The sequence below is a fragment of the Staphylococcus simulans genome (assembly GCF_047037175.1).
Lineage (GTDB): Bacteria > Bacillota > Bacilli > Staphylococcales > Staphylococcaceae > Staphylococcus > Staphylococcus simulans_C.
On sequence record NZ_CP178241.1, the window covers coordinates 1,654,004 to 1,673,843 of the forward strand.

Consider the following 19,840-nt stretch of genomic DNA (forward strand, 5'->3'; position numbering starts at 1 on the left):
TTTCCTTACATGACATAGTACTTACATTATAAGCGATTTTGGACTGAAACCATACAACACTTTTTGAAAGTATATAAATGATACATTTTAAATATGACAATTTTATCAACTTTGAAGACTCTCCCGAAATATCAAGTCTAGAAATAACATACAAGGGTAAATATATTAATGTGACGATTTATATAGTAATGAAAATTATATTAGAGGAGGTCTTTTCATTATGAAATATGTAATTGTCGGAACTTCTCATGCGGGTTACGCAGCAATCGAAACGCTGCTGATTTCAGACCCAGAAGCAGAAATCGAAGTGTTTGAAAGTGCAGATAAGCCTTCATTCTTATCTTGCGGTATTCAAAGCTATTTAGAAGATGTCGCACCTAGTTTAGATTCACTGCATTATGCAAGTGTGGAATCACTAGAAGATCGCGGCGTTAAGATTCATGTGAATACAACAGTGACTGACTTAGATAGTGAGAATAAAACAGTCACAGTCAAAGATAAAGACGATAACGAATCTAAAGTAGACTATGATAAATTATTCCTAAGTCCAGGCGGCGTTCCTAATGCACCGCCTATTGATGGTATCAACGAATATAATAACGTATTATTCATGCGTGGTGCTGACTGGGCAGGTCAAATCAAAGAACGTATGAAATCAGCGAAGAAAGCTATCGTAGTCGGTGGCGGTTATATCGGTATTGAAGCTGCGGAAGCTTTCGTTAAAGCAGGCATCGATACGACTATCATGGATAACGGTGACCGTTTAATTAAAACGTATCTCGATAAAGAATTCACAGATATTCTCGAAGAGAATGCAAAAGAACATGGCCTTAAATTCAGAGGAAATGAAAATGTGAAAGCCTTAAAAGCAGATGACAATAATAATGTCACTGGTGTCGTGACAGACAATGGTGAATTTGAAGCTGATACCGTCATCTTTACTGTAGGTGTGAAACCTGCGACAGAATGGTTAGATGGGAAAGTGAAATTAGGTACTAAAGGTATCATTGAAATTAATGACCATCTTGAAACATCTGAAAAAGATGTATACGCAAGTGGTGACGCAACAATGGTGCCGTATGCGCCAATTGAAGAAGAACGCTATATCGCGCTTGCGACAAATTCACGTCGTCAAGGTTATGTTGCAGGACGCAACATGGCAGGTCATGACATGAAAATGCCTCGTGTTTCTGGTACATCTGGGCTAGCCTTATTTGACTACAAATTCGGCCAAACAGGTGTCCATGAAACAGAAAAAGAAAACTATAACGGCAATTTAGGTGCAACGTATATTGAAGTACCTGTTCGCCCTAAATTCAGACAAAATGATACAACTGTGCATTTGAAAATTATTTATGACGAAGACTCACATCACATCTTAGGCGGCCAAATCATGAGTAAAGAAGATTTAGTCGAATCAATCAACACACTTTCAGTCGCAATTAATGCAGGCTGGAAATTAGAAGATTTAGCATTAGTCGACTTCTTCTTCCAACCTAATTTTGATCGTCCATGGAACTATCTGAACGTCTTAGCACAACGTGCCTTAGGCGATGATGTCTTCCCTAAAGACAATCAATTATTCTAATTTATACAAAGTACTAGATTAAAATGCGGTACAGTGTCAAAAAGATACTGTACCGCTTCTCATGTATTTGCTTAACCTATCCACTGCCTTTAGAATAAAGGTAAGCATAATAACAGAGATAAGTAAGGAGGTTAGTCTAAATGTCTCCAGTTTTAATGTGGGTACTATCATTGATTTTCTTCGTGATAGTTATTTTAATTCAAGGTTCATTAATGAAACGTATTAAAAGTGACTGGAACCTAATCGTACCTGTCATTTCAGTACTCGTGATGACTGGCTTATTCATCGCACACTATATCGTTGCGCCGGTCTTCATTCTATACGTACTAGTCACTGCGTTTCATGTCTATAGATATACACATGGCACAGTTAAAAACTTCACAGGCTTTAAAGATTGATACAGAAACATACCTGATTCATTTTGGGTATGTTTTTTCATTATCTTAACAACATCTGCCAATATGATAGACTAGAGACATAATCATTTAAATAAAGAAGGTGCAAGGTTGTCTGCATTTCTAAGTGTTATTAGTATCATTATTCTTTATGCTGCAGCATTCTTTACGCAACACTACATATTGCGTCATACTTCCAAGAAGTATAAATTTGTTGTACCGATTGCCTATTTAGTTATTTTACTTGTGTTATTTTTAACACATATCATTAACTTATCCATGTTTATTATTTTCTTTGGATTAGGAGCGCTTCAGCTCTTCGGGCTCGAGCAGCAGCTTAAACGCCATGAAGAAAATAAGCGAAATGATGAGGAAACAAATCAAAAAGAGGTGTGATAAAAAATGTCAGCATTCTTAATGCATTGGATAACACCACTGGTTACACTGATCATTGCGATTGTACTCCAAAAAGTCATTGCATCAAAAGCCGGTGGCAACTCAAAATTCATTATACCTATTCTCTATTTGGTTATCGTGATTATTTTCGATATTTTAGGTATCACGTCACTCGCATCAACCATTATCTTCATTGTGTTAGGTGAATTTTTCATTATCTTGCAAGGATTCAAATCAGATCGTGCACATGATGAAACAGACTAACACTTAATATATTAAAAGCGACACGTTTAACGAAAGCAGCTGCTTTCTTAGACGTGTCGCTTTATGTTATACATGCATTTGTTTAATACGTTGTGCTTGTTTTTCTTTTTCTTTTAATTCACTTTCTTCTCGTTCTTGTAAATTCGTTTTGTATGAAATCGGCTCTTTTGGTGTAGGTATCGCATGATGCAAGGGTTCAATGTCAGGGTGTTTCTCTTCTCTGTCTGAAGTTTTTTTAAATTTTTCCACGTTCTTTTTCTCTTGTGACTGTTCTGTCAAATTAGAATCTTGTTGAAGATATTTTGGACGATTCTTCACTTCGTAGTAGATACGTCCAATATACTCACCAATCACACCTAAAGAAATCAACTGAATACTACCTAGGAATAAAACTGCGAAGATCGTCGTGAAATAACCTGGTGCGTCAATACCATTAAAAACAATCATCAAGAAGTTGATTAACAAGTAAATAATACTGATGCCAAAGATACCCATACCAAAGTACATAATTGTTCGTAACGGTTTATTATTAAAAGAAATGACACCGTCTACGCCATAATCTAATAATTTAAAGAACGACCACTTAGAGTCCCCTGCCTTACGTTCTTGGTTTTCATATTCAATGGTTTCGGCTTTATAACCAACCCAAGAGAATAAACCTTTAGAGAAACGTTGTGTTTCCCCTAAATCTGCCAATGTACGTACAACACGTTGACTTAATAAACGGAAGTCTCCAACACCGTCTTCAATCGGCACATCCACAAAACGATTGACCAATTTATAATAACAATGTGACATAAACTTACGCATCGCTTTTTCACCTTCACGATTACGTTTAGCAATCACTTGGTCCGTACCATTTTCCATATACTTCTTAATCATCTGTGGAATTAATTCCGGTGGATGTTGTAAATCACCATCTAGAATAATTACCGCATCTACATCTCTGCTTTGATCCAATCCAGCATACATTGCGGCTTCTTTACCAAAGTTTCGGCTGAATTCAATGTATTTGACGTGTGCGTCTTGTACAGCGTGTTGCTTAATAAGATGAATTGTTTGATCACTGCTTCCATCATCTACAAATAACAAGTCATAATCATAACCTTGTTGCTTTGAGTCTGCGTCTAATACTTTTGTTAATTCTTTATATGTGTAATTGATAACATCTTCTTCATTAAAACATGGGATTAACATTCTCACTTTAACCATTCTATAGCTCCGTTCTATGTCTAAAATTACTGATTTAATAAAACAAAAGGTTATTCTTTATATATACCCATTTTTATGGCTAGTCACTTATTTTGTATAATGTTCAAGTGAAGTTTGTCCTCGATTATACATACTTCAGATTACATACTCCAATAAAACCCGCCAAATTTACAAAATCTAAATAATTGTTACACATTAATGATGTCTTAGTTTTAATTTTATAGTCATATATAATTATACAATCCGTTAAATATATAGTCTACTACAACTATGTATAATAGTGTATGCACTCATCGTTGACTTCTGAGACATTCAAATACAAAAATACCGCCCATTCCAAGAAATCACTTGAAATGAGCGGCATGCCTTTAAACTGCTTTATTATTCGTTAAAGCTCGTTGTTCAGACTTAATATAAGCCTTTAGTTTGGTTGCTTGTATCAATGAAGATGTTTTTAACTTGTTGATAGTTTTCGATTGCTGCTTTGTAAGTTTCGCGACCAATACCAGATTTTTTGTAGCCGCCGAACGGTGCACCTTCTGGTACTTGGTTGTAAGTGTTCACCCATACACGACCAGTTCTTACACCACGTGCAACTTTTAATGCACGGTTAATATTTTGAGAGAATACGCCGCCAGCTAAACCGTATACAGAATCATTTGCGATTTCAATTGCTTCGTCTTCATCTTTAACTTTGATCACTGTTAAGACAGGTCCGAAGATTTCTTCTTGAGCAAGTTTATCTTTATTGCTTTCTACTGCAATTAATGTTGGTTCGAAGAAATAACCTTTAGATAGGTCACCCTCTGTTAGACGATTACCACCTGCTAAGATTTCAGCACCTGATTCTTTCGCGTAGTCTACATAGCCTTGAATTTTTTCCATTTGTGCTTCACCAGTTTGTGAACCCATTTGTGTATTTTCATCTAGTGGGTCACCTACTTTAATTTTACTGAAAGCATCTTTTAAGCGATCCATTAATTCATCATAGATATCTTCTTGAACAAGTAAACGTGATCCTGCACTGCAGACTTCACCTTGGTTGAATAAGATACCTAATTGAATCCCTTCAACAGCCACATCTAAGTTTGCATCATCTAAGATGATGTTTGCTGATTTACCGCCAAGTTCTAATGTTGCTGGAACGATGCGTTGAGCTGCTGCATCTGCAACTTGATAACCAACTTCTGTTGAACCAGTGAATGATAGTTTGTCTACTCCTTCATGGTTGAAGATGGCGTTACCTGATTCAGAACCTTTACCTGTTAAGACGTTTACGACACCTTTAGGTAATACTTCTTGGAAAATTTTAGCCATTTCAATCAAGCTCACTGGTGTAGATGATGAAGGTTGGATAACTACAGTGTTACCTGCTGCAAGTGCAGGTGCTAATTTCCAAGTTGCTAATAACATTGGGAAGTTCCATGCTACGACAGCACCTACGACACCAATAGGTTCATGGCGTACAATACTCATAATGTCTTCGCTCATATCGTTCACTGCGCCTTCGTCAGTATCTAAAACACTTGCGAAATAGTCATAATGACGTGCTGAGTATGGGATATCGATTGTTGATGTTTCACGGATTGGTTTACCATTATTTAATGTTTCAATCACAGCAAAACGCTCATTTTGTTCTGATAATTTTCTTCCAACTTCACGTAATAATTTTACACGTTCAGCTTTTGAAGTTTTACTCCAGCTTTCGAAAGCATCTTGTGCAGCTTTAACTGCTTTATCCACATCGTTTTCACTTGCTTTCGCTACTTTTGTGATGACTTCACCTGTTGCTGGGTTAGTAACTTCAATTGATTCGCCATTTTCACTTGGGACGAATTCACCGTTAATAAATAAATCATAACTTTCATGAACATAGTCTCTTACATTTACACTCATGATTAAAGTCCTCCTTCAAAGTTACTTTATTTATTTTCAATTTATATTCGCTTCAAAATCGTTTTAAACGCTAATTATGAAGCTCTCTCTTGGTTGTATATTCAATTATCACATAATTGAATATTCTTATCATACAATCTGCTTATGCGCGAAAAAAAGCCCTGCAAGATGCAGAGCTTTATTACATAAATTATGCTTTAACATGTGTCATTTCTAATTGATGTACTAAGTGTTTCAACATAGCATTGTTTGGTGTTGGAACACCTAATTCTTTACCATATGCTTCAATTTGTCCGTTTAAGTAATCAACTTCTGTTAAACGACCGCTATATAAGTCTTGATGCATTGAAGGATGATGTAAGCCTTGTGTTTCAACTGGATAAGAGCCTTCAATTTTGTGCAAGATTGTATCAAAATCAACTTCGACGCCTTTAGCTGCTGCAACTTCAATGATTTCACGAATGATTGGTGAAATCATTTCGCGTGAATGTTCATACGCTGCAAAATCAACGATACGTTTATCTAAAATTGTGCAAAGTGGGTTAACAACACTGTTAAGCGCTGCTTTTAACCAAACTGTTTGCATAATTTGATGGCTGATTGTTGGATTTAAACCAGCATCTTCAAACACTTTATTAATTTCTAACGTTCTTTCACTCTCTTTACCATCTACACGTTGGAAATCTACAGTACCCACACCTTCAAGTAAGAGTTTACCTGGTCCTCTTAAACCAGCTGTACACATAGTAACTGCAAGATAGATTTGTTCCTCAGGTACGACTTGTTTAAAGCGTTCGTCGTGACCGAGTCCATTCATCATTGTTAACACAGCTGTATCTTTAGTGATAGCACCTTTATCTTTTAGCTTTTGCAACATCTCAACAGATTGCATTGCTTTCGTAAGAATGATGACTAAATCATATTGATCTTTCACTTCTTCAGGTGTAATCATTGTCGCATCTACTTGATAAGTTTCTGTTTCAGTTTGAATTTCAAAACCATGTTTTTGTACAGCCTCTACATGAGGTAACCAGCTATCAATAAATGTAACGTCATAACCTGCTTTTTGAATTTGTGTTCCTACACGGCCGCCCATGGCGCCGGCACCAGCAACTGCAATTTTCATATTCATCGTACTCCTTATGTTTGTATTGCGGTAGTTTTCTACCGTATCTAAAGTTGTATCTTCTTATATTATAACGCTTTATGCTATGATTTTTGAATATTGAGATAACTCTTATTTAAAAATTGACCGGCAATTATGCCGGCCAATTCAAATCATCTCATTTATTTAGCTTCTTTTCTCTTTGTATAAAAGTAGATTGGAATACCTAGTAAAGTAATGATAATACCAATGGAAGCGAGTAATGTTTGTGTGAATAATGTATTAATTAATACAAAGACACCTGACACAATCGCGATTAAAGGTACTACTGGATAAAGCGGTACTTTATAAGGACGTTCCATCTCCGGTTCTCTGCGTCTAAGAATCATGACTGCCACAAATGCCATTGTGTAGAATGTCCAAATAACGAAAATCAACATGTTTGTGATCGTATCGAATGCGCCTAATGACATCATTACGAAAGCAATGACCATTTGAACTAAACCACTTGCCCATGGCGCTTGTCCTGGTGTCAATTTCAAGAAGAAGTTCTTGAATGGTAAACCGCCACGTTCAGCCATCGCATAAGGTACACGCATACCTGTCATTAAATAGCCGTTTAAAGCACCATATACAGATACCATAATACCGATTGTGACAATTTTACCTCCGCCATCACCGAAGATTTTGACAGAAGCTTCACTTGCAGCATTCAAGTTGCCGCTGATTTCTGAAATCGGTAATGTCATTAAGAATACTGCGTTGATTAATAGATATACAACCATTACTGCACCTAAACCGATAGTGATTGCACCTGGTAAGTCACGTTTAGGATTCTTCAACTCACCAGCAATTGTACCGACGTGCATCCAACCATCATATGCGAACATAGTCGCAAGTAAACCTGCACCTAAGGCTGTAAAGAAGCCTTGTTGCTCACCTGCTTGAATTGGGAATAGTGAGAACTCCACATTGCTAGGTGCAAAGAAGCCGACGGCTACAATCAAGATAATAGGAATCAGTTTAATGACTAATGTAATTGACTGAAGCATACCTCCTGCCTTAGATCCTAAACAGTTGATGAAGTATACAGTAAGTGCAGTAATCAACGCAATCCATAAAATCCAATGTGCTTTAATATGGAATAAATTAGTAAATTGCGTCGCAAAGACAATTGCTAAAGCTGCAACGTTTGCTGGGAAATAAATAAATGCTTGCGCCCATCCTGATAAGTAACCCCAGAAGTTACCGTAAGTATATTCAATATATTTAACAAGCCCGCCTGTCTCTGGAATAGCGGCAGCAAGTTCGGCTGCAGTCAAGCCAGCACAAATTGTGACGAGACCACCTAAAAACCATACCAACATTGCCATACTTGTAGAGCCCGTTACTTCTGCGACACTGGAAACTTTAAAGAATACACCAGCACCGATTACCGTTCCCATTACAATGGAAATGGCTGAGAAGAAACCTAAATTACGTTTAAGCTCAGTTTGATTACTCATTTCTATCTATCCTCCATTTACTCATACATGATAAGCAAGTAGAGAGACGCTATACATTATTAAAACAGTATTATTCAATTTCCGCACAAAAATAAAGGACCATACTGCACAACTCATACTCTGGATTTATAAAATTCATTGTATTTATTGTACTGTCAGCCGCTTTTTTACACTTTTATTGAATGCGCTTTCATACTGAGAAAAATAACTTTTATCTGTCTCTGTTACTTTTAACGCTTTTGATAATGTTAATCATAGCTTTCTGTTACAGTTTAACTCACGCTCGCATAATCGGCAATAACAATATATTTTAATATATACACATTTTATGGACATGACTTCAAAAGATGTATTGAATATATTAAAGAACATTGTTATTCATTTAAGGTAGTTAAACTAAAACAATAATGTTCAAATATTCCTGATCAATTATACATATTAATATTGCCTAGTTCGCCTACTTTTAAATCATTTTTCCTTTGACTGCTTTCAAATACAAAAAAGCATTCACAACTTAATGTAAATGCTTTAATAGTGTTATTTAGTTTCAGTAATAGGCTTAGTTTCAGCAATGGGCTTAGTTTCTTCTGGCTTAATACTATAGTTGTTCAATACCATTGGATATAACGTATTTCTTCCCACTACAATTCTGGCATAAGGGAAGAAAGAAAGGATGATGGCTAACCCTACACAAAAACCTAATGTAAATATCGTAGTTAATGTGAAGAATGCGAACGGATACTTCACAAATGAAGCTAAACCTCTAGAAATATGTTCGATAATAATCTGATGCGATAAATAGATAAAGAACGAGATTTCACTGATCAAATATAATGCTGTGATGTGATAGCGACTTAATTGTTTTGCAACATAAATCGTTAAAACAAAGAACGCTGCTGTAAAAATAAATAAATCGAATCGGTTTGATTCTCTCCAAGTTACGTTCAACATGAAGAAATCAAATGCAATAACTAGTCCACTTATTAAAAGTACACCAAGTACATAATATACTTTTTGATGAACATATTGCATAACAGCATCAAAGTTCTTACCAATGTAGAATCCAATCACAAAATAAAACAGCCAATTTAAAATAATTGTACGATTAAATGGCGGATAATACGTATTCCAAAACTCCAAGTAAGCTGTACTATAGTACATTAAAAATGCATGGCCAAAGCTGATTATTAATGACACTAAGATAGGTATAAGTGGTTTCATACGATCTAATACTTTATAAAACAACATATGTAATACAAAGAATTGGAAGATGACCAGCACAAACCATCCAAAGAATTTACCTTCTAGCAAAATATTAATTAATAAATGACTCATTGAGAAGTTTTTACTTGGATCGAAATATATCTCAATGATTACAAATAACGCAAAGCAGATGTATGGAATTAAAATGAACTTTACGCGTTTAGTTAAGAAATTGTTTGGTATATGTTTTGAATACCTCATACCCAACAACATCTCTGATAACATAATAAAGCATGGCGTCGCACTAAATAATAATACTTGAATGTAACTTGCACTTTGCTTTTGGAACTCTGTGATATGTGGATCATTCACAAAGCCCATCATAGCATGAACAATAACAATGATGACACAAAAAATAGCACGCGCATATGTGAGTTCTACTTTCTTTTTCATTTTGCGTACTCCCTTAACATTTATCCTTTTTGGTAAAACACTTTCAACGAACACATAAAAAAGTCTTTTAAATATCAACGCGAGATATTTAAAAGAAAAATGCCTTTATAAATTCGTTTATCATCATTAATTATATGGAATTCACATCATTTGTGCAATAGAGTCCTCAATAATATTTAGTTCTATCGTAGATTATTTTTCATAAATAAATAGACTCACGCATAGTGCGCAAGCCTATATTCAAATTTCTTATTAATCTAGTAGTGCATAGAATTCGTTTAATGCTGTTTCATTATGCTTTTGACCTTTAAACGTCTCAAATACTGGAATTTGCCCATTCATAAAGCTCTTAATATTTCCCGCTACTTTTTCAGGTTCATTTTCTGTTAAAATACCGAAATCACCATAACGTAATACATAACGATTTGCTGGGATGTTGGAAGCAAGAACATTTACGCCGATTGTCAATGCTTCAAGCAACACCATAGACTGTCCTTCATAATGAGAAGTCAACGCAAACAAGTCACATTGCTTCATGATGTTAAATGGATTACGTTTTTGACCTACTAAGAAGACATTATCTTCTAGCTGCAGTTTTTGAATTAATTGCTCTAACTTAGAACGTAGTGGTCCTTCACCTAGGATATATAACTTAGCTGTTGGGTTTTCTTCTACTGCTTCTTTGAATCCTTCAATTAAAATGTCAAAGCCTTTTTCTGGCGAAAGTCGTCCCATTGCCATGATTTTAAAATCTTGATCATTGAATGGAACACTCACAATTTCTCCATTATTTAAGTACGCGAGTACTTTTTGACCACGATGCATAAAGAAATCTGTATCTTCATCTTTTAGATTATTAATACGTGTTAAATTAATCGTATTCATAGCTGATGTAAACTTATCTTTCGTTTTAGAATTTGCCAAGTTTTCTTTATTAATTCTGCAAGTTTCTTCTGATACGCTGACTAAATGGTCAAATCGATTATACAAACTGATAACACCTTTTAAATTTTGATAGTGCGGACGCACACCATTTACATTACGGTTCATGTCACTCTTAATATCACTGTGCAGATAAATCAATTTTCGTTTAGACTCTGTGCCTAATAGAATTTTAGACCAGAACATAGAATAACCACTAAAGTCTATTACAACATCGAATTTTGAGTTTCCAAAGATCTTTCTAAATTCGCGTTCAAATACTTCTGTTGGATATACTGATTCTTCTAGCACAGATTTAACGCCTCTATTTTTAACGAAGATATCTCTATATTTCTCTAACGTTGTTCCTAAAAGAGGGCCTTTTCTTAAGATAATACGTACATTTTCATTAACTTCTTTCAAGTTATCTAGGATTTCACGATTCTTCGTGTGCCCTAAGAAAATCGTCACATCATATTTATCATAATCAATATTTTCTAATAGATTAATGGCTGATGTCGTAATACCATTATTTTTCATACCGCCTGGGTACATTAATATTTTTTTCTTAGCATTTTCTTGGTTGCTGACAATCGGTTGGAACATAATGTTGACAAGACGTTCAGTTACATGACCATCTTCATAAGGTACATACAAGTCTTTAAAACGCTCATATTTTGCATGGTACACACTTTGATTTGCTTCCGCTTCTTTAACTGCTGATATAAGTCCCTCTACATCATAGACCGAAGGTCCAGGAAGTAAGTCTGTATTGATATAAAGTCCACGATCACTATTGTAATCCTCATAATCAGGGGCATAAAAAACAATAGGTTGATCCGTCACAAGATAATCAAAGAAAATACTTGAGTAATCTGTCACTAATAAATCTACAGCTGCTAACAATTCATTCGTATCAAATGAGTCTGGAACAAGATATGGCTTTAATTCTTTATAGTTTAAAGCTGTCTTATATACAAATGGATGTACTTTAACAATAACTTGATAATCTGTTTGCTTTTCAAGTTCTAACACCATTTCATGAATGTCAGTGACACTGTCTTCCGGATTATTAACATCTGTTCCTCGCCATGTTGGCGCAAATAAAAGGGTTTTACGATGCTTTAATTTAAGCCCATTTTGTTTTAAGTGTTTACGTACTTCTTTTTTATCACTATTCAATGTTAAATCAATTCTCGGATAACCAATTTCAGCTAAATCACCATTATAAATACCGTCTAAACTAAATGCTCTTTTAAACACTTCCGTAGTATGCGGGTTAGGTGTAACTAAAATATCAGCACTCAAAAAGTTTTTAATGATATTTTGTGAACCTAATAAGTTATCTTTTACATCTAATCCCATCGCTTTAATAGGTGTACCATGCCAAGTATTGACATACACTTGTTCTGGTTTCTTTGTAAAATACGCTGGGAAAGTTGAGTTATTGATAAGATACTTAGCTGTTGTAAGTACATTTAAGTAATCATCACTTTCTTTAACAATGAATCGGATATTTTTAAGTGATTTATATTGCTTTGTATAGGCTTTACGTTTTTGCTCAGAATCTACCACCCAAATATGTTCTAGTTTTTTATATTGCTTATCATTTAATAGATACTTAAAAACTGCATAAGGGCTATCTGTCATACTCTTGCCATCTCGTGATTGATAAACAACTTGATTCTCATTGACTTTGTTCTTTTTATAAAAATTCGCATATTTCGTTGTTTTTAAGACATACTTGCTTTTAAGCTTTGATTTAACAGGTTGCTCAATAAATTTGTATTTTCTCTTTGCTTGATTGAGTATAAATCCACTGACTTTATTCAAGGTAGACACTCCTAGTTTTCTTTTTTTATCAACTTTAAAACAAAGGCTTTATTATTTGCCGTATAACTCTTTTTTGATTTGTGTAGTAGAAATACCTTCTGTTCGTTTTAAGTAAATCACTTCACATTGGTCTTTTAAGAAGTCAAATTCACCTTCCCAATCGTGACCCATCACAAATGTATCTACTTCATATCGTTCAACATCTTTTTTCTTTTGACCCCAGTCATTTTCAGGAATCACTAAATCAACATAACGAATTGATTCCAACATCATCTTTCTTTGTTCATAACTATAATAAGACTTTTTATTTTTAATTTTATTAAACTCATCACTAGATAATGCGACAATAAGGTAGTCACCCATTTCTCTTGCACGTCTTAACAATTCAATATGACCATAATGCAATAAGTCATAAGTTCCATACGTAATTACTCTTTTCATACTGTCCACTCTTTCATTCTTTTTTCTTTATTTATAATGAAACATACTCTACTATGTATTTTTCAAGTAAACATGCGTTTATTTTTCTAAAACGTTTATACACATACTTACTCATTAGTATAAACTTAATATATTTAATAGAGTTTAATGAATCTTTACAAAAGTATAACACTTGTAAGAAAGTTTTACATTCAATAAAAAAAGAAGCCGATTCACGACTTCTTGAACGATAGGTTAAATTTTATCTAGATATGTGATTTTTATAAGACGATTCAAAAATTCTTTATAATAGGCACTTTCATAATGGGAGTATGAAAAACCAAATGGATAGTTACGATCGGCATAATAATGTGTGTTGCTCATATCTATGACTTTAATATTGGGGTATTTTTCCTGAAATACATTGTCTAATTTTTCCCATAAGTAGTTATTTCTTCGAATAAAATCAATTGTTCCAAAACGACCAAGTTTATTCGATTCAGTATGATATCTTTCCGCAAGTCTTCCACGATCTAAAATTATATGATCTTCCGGAATAATCTCTACTAACTTTCTCATAAATATTTCTATATTCTTTTCCCAGTCTTCTATAAAACAATTAAGCTTTTTAAATTTATCATGTCCCCAATCTAATACATAATCACCTAATACAACCTTCTCTTTAATCAAATAAGAATACGTAATAGTGGATCCATTATTTAATTCTAATTGCTGCAACATTGCATCGGAGTACAAATCGATAATAAGATACTCAGCATCACTTTCTTTCAACTCTTCAAAGTAAGTTTTACTCATATCCGTATTAATATGCTCAAATTCTTTTTCGTTGCTATATTGCTCTATCAGTGCCTTAGGGGCAGGTGATGAAATTAAAGATTTTATTGTACTGTGAAATTGAGTGTAAACACAGTTGAAATATTTTTTGTAATCAGGGTTAAAATAATCACTCGAATTAAATGCATTTCTTGAGAAACATGTTCCTAAAACTGCTATCTTCACACCTGACTCATCGGTATTGATTGTATTTGGCTCTATATAAAGTGAGACAGATCCTCTTCCGTTTTTATATAATGTTCCAATGTAATCATTAGAAACTCTTAGAGGTTTTCGAGATAACTTATCATCCGTTATGCTTGTTAAATATTGTGCGGACTCAAATCTATTTCCGATTAAAAAGTCTAAGTTATCTCCATCACAATATTGCTCTATTGCTAGTGAATCAACAGGGATTTTGCACTCTTTCTTTTTAATTTCATATTGTTTGATATCTTGATATTCAAATATATTTCCTTGTCTATTGCGCCTAGCTATAAATACTGACTTATAATTCGGCGACTTATTGCTAGCTTGAATTATCAACTTTAACACATTGTCTTCAACTGTTGTATCAGCAATTTTATATTTATCTTCATTTTCAGGAATATCGACATACAAATCATTAAAATGCTTATTATATTGAATGTGATGTTCCTGGAATTTGTCTTTGAACTCTGAATACAATGTGCTTAAACCAACTGTTTTTTCTATGACATTACCGTCATTATCTTTAATCATAATGAAAACTTTCCATACTGTGTTAAACGATTTATATTTTCGGATTATTTTTATCATATTATCCACCCTAAAAATACCATTTTCAGGTGCTAAATCAATATAGTCAGTATAAAATTGAGAGCCTTTTTCTAACATTAAACAAAGTTTTGCATTAACTTTAAAATCAGAACCTATTGCAAAACCATTGTTTTTTATAACTTGTAATTGTTCATCTGGTTTTGCTATGGTTTCTAAATAAACTTGTTTATCCTCAGTGTATACTTTAATATCATACAAATTATTATGATTCTTGATTAAAACAGATGCCGCTTTTTTTAATCTAGCACTTATCTTCAATTTAATCGGTTTTATTTGTTGTGTTTTTAATGGCGTCAAGTCAATTTCAGAATATCTTCCAACCTGATTGATTTTCAAATTAATTCGGTTCGAAAATCTACCAATCATGTCTACGTAACTATAATCAACCTTTTCATTACTTCTAATACTTAAGATATTAGATTTATATTTAATCCTCTTTAACATGATGATGTACCTTCTTTTCTAATGATTTTATCGCTTGGAAGATGTGCGAGCTAATATCTGTTTTCACTTCAAACAGCTTTTCATATGAATTTTGATATTCAGGTAATAACTCAAAATTAATTGAACTGATACTATTTAGTGTTTCAAATAAATCAGATAAGTTAGTAACAACTTTACCAATATCTTCATATTTAATCTCTTCCGTTGGCACATGGTGCAATACATATTTATTATATTGATAAAAAACCACATTTTTTTGCTGGAAGAGAAAATCAACACTTACTGATGAAAAATCAGTAATTAATACTTTAGCTTCAGCTATCAAAGTAGGTAAATCTGCTTCCTCTAATGATATAAATTTAATCATAGGATTACTACTACTTAGCAATTTTATATATTTATTAAATTGTGGATGAAGTAGTACGTTCAAAGTTAATCCACTATCCTTTAAGTAATCAGACATCCGTCTGTCATTTACTAGCTCTTTTATCTTTAAATAGTATTCTGAATGTAAAAATTGTGAGGGATTTAAATGTTGGAGCTCTCTTTGCCAAGTTGGCATTAAAATAATAGAATTACCCATTTTACTATGCTCCAATAAATTATCTTGTCTGGCCATACCTGTAATAAGTACTTCATCGTCTTTAAAACCTAAACTATTCATAATAATGTCTTTCTCATATTTGTTATTAACAGTAATGTAGTCTACCCAATAATTTTTCTTGGATAAATAAGGTGATACATTATTTATAATCATTCCATGTTGAATAGAAATAACATCTTTCTTTTCTAAGATGTCACTATTGATTTCCATGTACTCTTTAGTGTTATATGGCATCATTGTTTCTTCAATCGTAAAAGAAGTAATCAGTTTATCAGCTTTGATCATCATCAATTTATGCAATAAGGAAGAAATGAAAATGATATTTTTACTTCCTAAAGTTTCTAGTTTTTTAATAACTTCATGTGCATTTTTATCAATTAAATAATAAACATCGACTTCACTTTGATTTTCTCTTAGATATCTATATAAAAAATAAGAATTGTCTGATGCAGTATTAATCCTTTCTGAAATGAGCCATATTTCTTTGGTTTTCTTAAAACTAATTTTAGCTATACTTTTCAACAACACTTTTTCAATCTGATGTTTTTTCATTTTTAAACTGATTCGCAAATCTCTGAATTTTTGTGTTTTTTTCCATGCGGCTGTTCCTCTGATATCAACAAACTCAACACTATATTTACTTTCAATATCCTTTTCGATAGCATTCCAATATACATAGCTTTTATAAATAGCAATTTCTTTTAATGCCTCTTCGAAATAATCCTTTTTCACCAAATCAAAGAATAGTTTGTTTTCAATATTTCCCTCTAAATCAACTAGACGTAGAAGTTGTTTTATTTTGTTCAGTATTTGATATTGCGTATCTTTACTTGCTTCATTAACAAATTCACCACTAACAACAAGCGATTGAAGATTGTTCAATATGTCACGGTCATTCATATTGATTTTCGCATTATTTCTCAACTCATATAAATAGTTTGATTTAGTTAAAAATCGAATTGCATAGCTAATTTCATAAGATTGCATTTTACTATAATCAAGTGACTGCATTTTTTTTGCACTCAACAAGCGATTGTTTTCATTATGCGCTTGAACGTAAATTTTAGGTCGTTTTTCTAATTTTGATTTGTAATAAACTTCTCCAAAACAAATAACATGATCATTTTTTACATCAATCATACTGCTAGAAAGTAAATCTTTAAAATTAAATGTTGTTAATGTTGAAAACTTTTCTTGATTCACATTTGTATATGTGAATTCTGCGCATTTTATTTTGGTTTCTTCCAATTTTCTAGCAACTTTTAAGATAGTGTTGTGTTCTACCATGTATGATGGATTTCGAAAATAAACATAATCATATTCTTGTGTGTTTATAACCTGATTAATATCCTTAATAGGATCAATTTGAAAATCACCTTTTTTATTGTTGATAGTGCTTGGAAAGCTTTCCTTGTTTTCATCAAACTTTTTAATGTTCAAATCAATTGTTAAAATGTTCATTTTTCACCCCTACTATCGCAAAATATTATATTTACTTAAAAGACTATACAGCTTATAACTTTTACTATTAATGAATTTTTTTGACTCTCTTGTTTTCCTTAATAATCTAGAACCTATATAGAAAGTTTCTCTTCTATTATGAAACAATTCAATGTACTGAATGGCCAACTTATATTCACAATCAGAAATCAACTTGATAATCGCTGCTTCGTTATCCAAATATAATTTTAAAACTTGCTTATTAATTGGAAGTATTTTACTTTGAATTTCTTTCAACACCTCATTTTTGTATGATGTGTCACTATTGATAAATTCTTCAGAAATAATTTTCCATAACAATGATCTAAAAACATTGATTTTAAAAAACTCCAGTTCTTCAGAACTAAAATAAGGACGACAAATACCAAAAGCTTCTATATCGTTCTTTATGCTTCTATTAATATCACCATGTGTTAATGATTCGTTTTCATCTTCGATTCTATTTCTATACAGATATACCGGTTCTGGGATATATGTAAAATGATTAGCTCTTGTATATAACATTGTATCAACTAATTTATCCTCACCATTTTTCATATTTTCAACAAAATGGATTTCGTTTTTTAAATAAAATTGTTTTCTTATCAATTTTAAAACTACTCCCACTTTTACTTGGGCAAAAAATGGTACAAGTTTCAATTTAGTACTCACGTATGTTTTTTGCATCTTATAATTTCGAAAAGTAACATGTTGAAAGGTGCTTCCATCCTCATTAAACGCAATCATTTTCCCCATCACAAAGTCGTCTTTATCTCTCATATTATCCAACAATATCTCATAGGTATTTTTATATAGTACATCATCAGGATCCATAAAATGGATAAATTCACCTGTTGCTAATGAAACACCTTTATTTCTTGGTTTTCCTGGTGAACCGTTGTTTTTTTTGAATTGATATAATACTAAGTTAGTAAATTTATTTTTAAAGTTCTTTATTTTTTCAACCGAATTATCAGTTGAAGCATCATCTATTAAAATCACTTCTAGATTTTCTTCGCCGATTGTTTGGTTTAATAATGAATCTAAACACTCTTCTATATAATCTCCTGCATTGTAAACCGGTAAAATCACTGAAATCATTGTTTATTTCCTCCTATGTAGTTTCATAGATAGTCTTTTTAAGATTGAAGGACTTTTTATCAAATAATTATAACCCTCACCTTTTATCTGTACTGTAAAACCAAAGAATAAGTGCCAAGGATTTATTTGCACATCATATTTATTGACAGTTATATCTCTTTCAATTTCTTCTCCTAAGATATACCTTTTATAAAAACTAAAAATCTCTGCCTTTGTGTTATTAATATAAATTTCACTATCTCCTGGTATCTCAACAGCTTCATTCGAAAAAGTAAATTGTAATGTTCTATTTCTAAAGTGATATCCTTGAATCAAGACCTTTATTTGTTTTCTGATTGAAGATAAGTGCATTTCTACATCTTTTAACTGGTACAGATAAATTTTGCAATAAATTGGGCATTCTAATACATCTATCACAGAGAGTTTTATATGCTTAAACAATTGTTTAGAAAGCAATTTGAACGTTTCATTGATATATTTATGTTCCATTATGTACTTTTGATTATATTCTGCAACATAACCTAAATAATGTCTTGCAATTAAATATTGAATGTAGGGGAGCACTTCTCCGTATAATGTTTCAGATAAATGAATTAAAGGGAAATAGGCATTCTTCAGATGTGCTGTGTATCTGCTTTCTTGTGCCCATGCAACGTGGCTTAATGAATTTGAATTATTGCGATCATAATAGTAATAGGCAGCATCAACCAGTCCATATTTTAAATTTTCTAATAATACAGTATTAATTAATAAAGCATCTTCCCAAAAAGTAAGGTCTTCTTGAAATCTATGTTGTTGTACAGTAAACACTTCACTGCGAAATACTGTACCACCCATGTGATACTGAATAGAAGTTGAATGCTGCCTGATATCAACATATCCAGAAATATTTTCAAATTTGAAATTCAAAGATTGAGAGGATAGTTTATTATCCTTATTCAATAAAATTGGAGCTACTGATAACTTTAATTCTGGATACTGCTCATATATTTTCAGATGTGCTTCAATATAATTTTCACTAATAGTATCAGAATCATCTATAAACGCAGTAAATTGAGAAGATTTATCTAATGCATTTAGCCCTGAATTGCGTGCTGCACTGACTCCTCTATTTTCTTGGTTAATCACTTTTATGCTTTGATGATGATTATATTTTTCTAAAATTTTTTTAGTGTCATCTGTACTTCCGTCATTAATCACAATAACTTCTAACTCTTGCGATGTATTATTGCTTAAGATACTTTCAATCGTCTTACTGATCGTCTTTTCTGCATTATATGCAGGCAGTATAAAGCTAAACATTTGTTCACCAACGCTTTCATTTCTATGATGTATTTTCTTTGTGGTTTGCATTTGCCTTATATTTAA

Annotated in this window: 15 protein-coding genes; 4 read left to right on the forward strand and 11 right to left on the reverse strand. The window is 32.7% G+C overall.

The window, feature by feature from the left end; all coding sequences use genetic code 11:
- The first annotated feature begins 220 nt into the window (after positions 1–220).
- From ACFCT9_RS08290 to ACFCT9_RS08305, 4 genes are all read left to right on the forward strand, one after another.
- Positions 221–1,588 (forward strand): FAD-dependent oxidoreductase, encoded by a 1,368-nt coding sequence (locus tag ACFCT9_RS08290; protein WP_412518491.1) that lies wholly within the window; start codon positions 221–223, stop codon positions 1,586–1,588.
- 140 nt (positions 1,589–1,728) lie between these two features.
- Positions 1,729–1,986: a hypothetical protein gene (locus tag ACFCT9_RS08295; protein WP_412518492.1), complete on the forward strand. Its 258-nt coding sequence runs from the start codon at positions 1,729–1,731 to the stop codon at positions 1,984–1,986.
- Positions 1,987–2,094: 108 nt separating this feature from the next.
- Positions 2,095–2,379 (forward strand): hypothetical protein, encoded by a 285-nt coding sequence (locus tag ACFCT9_RS08300; RefSeq protein ID WP_412518494.1) that lies wholly within the window; start codon positions 2,095–2,097, stop codon positions 2,377–2,379.
- A 6-nt stretch (positions 2,380–2,385) separates the two neighbouring features.
- Positions 2,386–2,643 (forward strand): hypothetical protein, encoded by a 258-nt coding sequence (locus ACFCT9_RS08305; protein ID WP_412518496.1) that lies wholly within the window; start codon positions 2,386–2,388, stop codon positions 2,641–2,643.
- A 66-nt stretch (positions 2,644–2,709) separates the two neighbouring features.
- Here the strand turns inward: ACFCT9_RS08305 and ACFCT9_RS08310 are convergent, their stop codons facing one another.
- From ACFCT9_RS08310 to ACFCT9_RS08360, 11 genes are all read right to left on the reverse strand, one after another.
- Positions 2,710–3,855 carry a glycosyltransferase family 2 protein gene (locus tag ACFCT9_RS08310; protein WP_412518498.1) on the reverse strand — a complete coding sequence of 382 codons (1,146 nt, stop codon included), beginning with the start codon at positions 3,853–3,855 and terminating at the stop codon, positions 2,710–2,712.
- Positions 3,856–4,263: 408 nt separating this feature from the next.
- Complete coding sequence (locus tag ACFCT9_RS08315) at positions 4,264–5,751, reverse strand: aldehyde dehydrogenase family protein (protein ID WP_412518499.1); 1,488 nt, start codon at positions 5,749–5,751, stop codon at positions 4,264–4,266.
- A gap of 190 nt (positions 5,752–5,941) precedes the next feature.
- The gene (locus ACFCT9_RS08320; RefSeq protein ID WP_412518501.1) at positions 5,942–6,877 is read right to left on the reverse strand and encodes a ketopantoate reductase family protein; all 936 of its coding nucleotides are present in this window, start codon (positions 6,875–6,877) and stop codon (positions 5,942–5,944) included.
- Positions 6,878–7,038: 161 nt separating this feature from the next.
- Entirely contained in the window at positions 7,039–8,361 is a 1,323-nt protein-coding gene (locus tag ACFCT9_RS08325) for an APC family permease (RefSeq protein ID WP_412518503.1), read from the reverse strand.
- A gap of 537 nt (positions 8,362–8,898) precedes the next feature.
- Positions 8,899–10,017: an acyltransferase family protein gene (locus tag ACFCT9_RS08330; RefSeq protein WP_412518505.1), complete on the reverse strand. Its 1,119-nt coding sequence runs from the start codon at positions 10,015–10,017 to the stop codon at positions 8,899–8,901.
- A 252-nt stretch (positions 10,018–10,269) separates the two neighbouring features.
- Positions 10,270–12,771 (reverse strand): CDP-glycerol glycerophosphotransferase family protein, encoded by a 2,502-nt coding sequence (locus ACFCT9_RS08335; protein ID WP_412518506.1) that lies wholly within the window; start codon positions 12,769–12,771, stop codon positions 10,270–10,272.
- 51 nt (positions 12,772–12,822) lie between these two features.
- Complete coding sequence (tagD, locus tag ACFCT9_RS08340) at positions 12,823–13,212, reverse strand: glycerol-3-phosphate cytidylyltransferase (RefSeq protein ID WP_412518508.1); 390 nt, start codon at positions 13,210–13,212, stop codon at positions 12,823–12,825.
- 234 nt (positions 13,213–13,446) lie between these two features.
- Positions 13,447–15,288, reverse strand: coding sequence for a DUF6270 domain-containing protein (locus ACFCT9_RS08345; RefSeq protein WP_412518510.1), 1,842 nt, complete (start codon positions 15,286–15,288; stop codon positions 13,447–13,449).
- Complete coding sequence (locus ACFCT9_RS08350) at positions 15,272–17,353, reverse strand: CDP-glycerol glycerophosphotransferase family protein (protein WP_412518512.1); 2,082 nt, start codon at positions 17,351–17,353, stop codon at positions 15,272–15,274. Before ACFCT9_RS08350 ends, ACFCT9_RS08345 begins: the two co-directional genes overlap by 17 nt.
- Before the next feature lie 12 nt (positions 17,354–17,365).
- Complete coding sequence (locus tag ACFCT9_RS08355; RefSeq protein ID WP_412518514.1) at positions 17,366–18,472, reverse strand: glycosyltransferase family 2 protein; 1,107 nt, start codon at positions 18,470–18,472, stop codon at positions 17,366–17,368.
- Between the two features lie 3 nt (positions 18,473–18,475).
- Positions 18,476–19,825, reverse strand: coding sequence for a glycosyltransferase family 2 protein (locus ACFCT9_RS08360; RefSeq protein ID WP_412518516.1), 1,350 nt, complete (start codon positions 19,823–19,825; stop codon positions 18,476–18,478).
- Between the last annotated feature and the right edge of the window lie 15 nt (positions 19,826–19,840).